Below are 3,038 nucleotides of genomic sequence, written 5' to 3'. Positions count from 1 at the left end.
CGCCGTGATTGAGCCATCGGCTTTAAGGGCAGCAAAGGCAGAATCAGTTGAATAAATCTTGGTATAGCCACTGTCAGTGGGTGCGCCTGTGCCTCCAGAACGTGAGTAACCCCACGCCTTGATTGAGCCATCGGCTTTAAGGGCAGCAAAGGCAGTACCAGTTGAATAAATCTTGGTATAGCCACTGCCAGCGGGTGCATCTGAGCCTCCAGAACCTGAGTCACCCCACGCCGTGACTGAGCCATCGGCTTTAAGGGCGGCAAATGCAGTTGCAGTAGAATAAATCTCTATATAATTCTTGTCAGTGGGTGCATCTATTCCTCCACGATTTGAGTCATCCCATGCCGTGATTGAGCCATCGGCTTTAAGGGCGACAAAGGTACTATAATTTGAATAAACCTTGGTATAGCCACTGCCAGCGGGTGCACCTAAGCCTCCACTATCTGAGTCACCCCACGCCGTGATTGAACCATCGGTTTGAAGAGTGGCAAAAGCAGATGAATTTGGATAAGATGGCGCATTATAAAGTCCACCAAAATCATTACGAGCACTAGAATAATCCACCTCAGGAAAACGCAAAGAATTCAAAATATTAACACCCATAACTTGAACTTCTGCTAAAGAGAGGTAGTAATCATCAAGCAACTGAATTCTAACATAGCGACCTTTCTTGTCGTTTGCACCTAATTCAATACTTTTTTTAGGATTAGGTGCACCGTGGAAATCTTGTTGATAAGTGTGGGTGCTGAAATCTGCTTTATTGGAGATACTAACTCGATAGTTACTAAGTCTGTCTGCACAGCAATCGGTGCGATTGTAGATAATGATTTGATTGATATTTTTTTCTTCACCTAAATCAACCTGCCACCAAGCGCCTTGTTCGTATTTAGTATGAGTTGTACTCTTATTTAAAAAATAGCCATCAGTGTTACCATCCACTGCATAACCAGCAACAGGGAGAATAGAGTGGTATGGAAATGTACTGGATTGTGTGGCAGGTTTTCCAAGGGCTAGATTGATGTTAGTGGCGTGAATAGGTGAAATACCTCCAAAACCTGAGTCACCCCACGCCGTGATTGAGCCGTCGGCCTTAAGGGCAACAAAGGCAGCCGAAGTTGAATAAATCTTGATATAGCCACTGTCAGTGGGTGCGCCTGAGCCTCCAGAACTTGAGTTACCCCACGCTGTGATTGAGCCATCGGCTTTAAGGGCGGCAAAAGCAACTGAATTTGAATAAATCTTGGTGTAACCTTTGTCAACGGGCGCACCTGTGCTTCCCCAGTCTGCGTCATTCGACACCATACCCCACGCCGTGATTGAGCCGTCGGCTTTAAGAGCGGCAAAAGCAACTGAATTTGAATAAATCTTGGTATAGCCGCCGTCAGTAGGTGCACTTAAGTCTTCATTAGTTTCAAAACCCCACGCCGTGATTGAGCCGTCGGCTTTAAGGGCGGCAAAGGCACTCTCAGTTGAATAAATCTTAGTATAGCCACTGCCAGTGGGTGCACCTGCGCCTCCAAAACCTGAGTCACCCCACGCCGTGATTGAGCCGTCGGCTTTAAGGGCGGCAAAGGCTGCATCAGTTGAATAAATCTTGGTATAGCCACTGTCAGTGGGTGCGCCTGTGTATCCAGAACGCGAATAATAACCCCACGCCGTGATTGAGCCGTCGGCTTTAAGGGCTGCAAAACTAAGATCATTTGAATAAATCTTGGTGTAACCTTTGTCAGTAGGTGCATCTGACCCTCCATAATTTGAGTCACCCCATGCTACGATTGAGCCATCGGTTTTAAGGGCGGCAAAGGCACTCCCAGTTGAATAAATCTTGGTATAGCCACTACCAGCGGGTGCACCTGAGCCTCCATAATTTGAGTCACCCCACGCCGTGATTGAGCCGTCGGCTTTAAGGGCGGCAAAGGCACTCCCAGTTGAATAAATCTTGGTATAGCCACTGCCAGCAGGTGCGTTTGAGCCTCCCCGATCTGAGTCACCCCATACCGTGATTGAGCCATCGGCTTTAAGGGCGGCAAAGGCATACTCTGTTGAATAAATCTTGGTATAGCCACTGCCAGTGGGTGCATCTATGCCTCCATGCCTTGAGTCACCCCACACTACGATTGAGCCATCGTCTTTAAGAGTGGCAAAAGCCGATGAATTTGGATAAGATGGCGCATTATAAAGTCCACTAAAATCATTACGAGCACTAGAAGTATCCACCTCAGGAAAACGCAAAGAATTCAAAATATTAACACCCATAACTTGAACTTCTGCTAAAGAAAGGTAGTTCTTGTCAAGTAACTGAATTCTAACATAGCGACCTTGTTTGCTTTGTGCACTCAATTTAATGGATTTTTTGGGCTTGGGTGTATCATGAAAATCTTGTTGATAAATGTGGGTACTGAAATCTGCTTTATTGGAAATACTGACTCGATAGTTACTAAGTCTGTCTGCACAGCAATCGGTGCGATTGTAAATAATGATTTGATTGATATTTTTTGCACCACCTAAATCAACCTGCCACCAAGCGCCTTGTTCGTATTTAGTATAGGTTGTGCTCTTATTTAAGAAATAGCCATCAGTGTTACCATCCACTGCATAACCAGCAACAGGGAGGATATCGTGGTATGAAAGTGTACTGGATTGTGTAGCAGATTTTCCAAGAGCCAAATTGATGTCAGCGGCGTGAACGGTAGTAAATAAAGCAGTAAGAAACGCTGTTACTAATAAAACACGATTAAAAAATTTACTAGTATGAGATGATGTGTACATAATTTTTCCTTCTTTAAAAAAATATTATAGCATTATAAATGTGTTAAAAATAAACATTAAAGAATTGAGGCTGCTGAAAATACAAACCCACAAAACAACCAATAAGCATTTAAGAACACCCCAAACTTCATAGCCTATTTTACCTAAAGCTATTAACAAGGAGCACCACTGTATTACCTACCCCATTTACAGCGCCTTAAGATTTCCATATAATTCATTTTTTATTTACACAAACCAATGGTAAATACCCAGCGAATTGACACAGACAA

Annotated in this window: 1 protein-coding gene; it reads right to left on the bottom strand. The window is 44.0% G+C overall.

Annotated features, from left to right (window positions below; genetic code table 11):
• The coding region (locus BBROOKSOX_RS09760; protein ID WP_180323971.1) for a galactose-binding domain-containing protein at positions 1-2,769 on the bottom strand (2,769 nt) is incomplete at its 3' end.
• Between the last annotated feature and the right edge of the window lie 269 nt (positions 2,770-3,038).

Source organism: bacterium endosymbiont of Bathymodiolus sp. 5 South (genome assembly GCF_900128535.1).
GTDB lineage: Bacteria > Pseudomonadota > Gammaproteobacteria > PS1 > Pseudothioglobaceae > Thiodubiliella.
The sequence above is the reverse complement of the archived record's forward strand: the minus strand, read 5'-3'. Positions and strand labels throughout refer to the sequence as shown.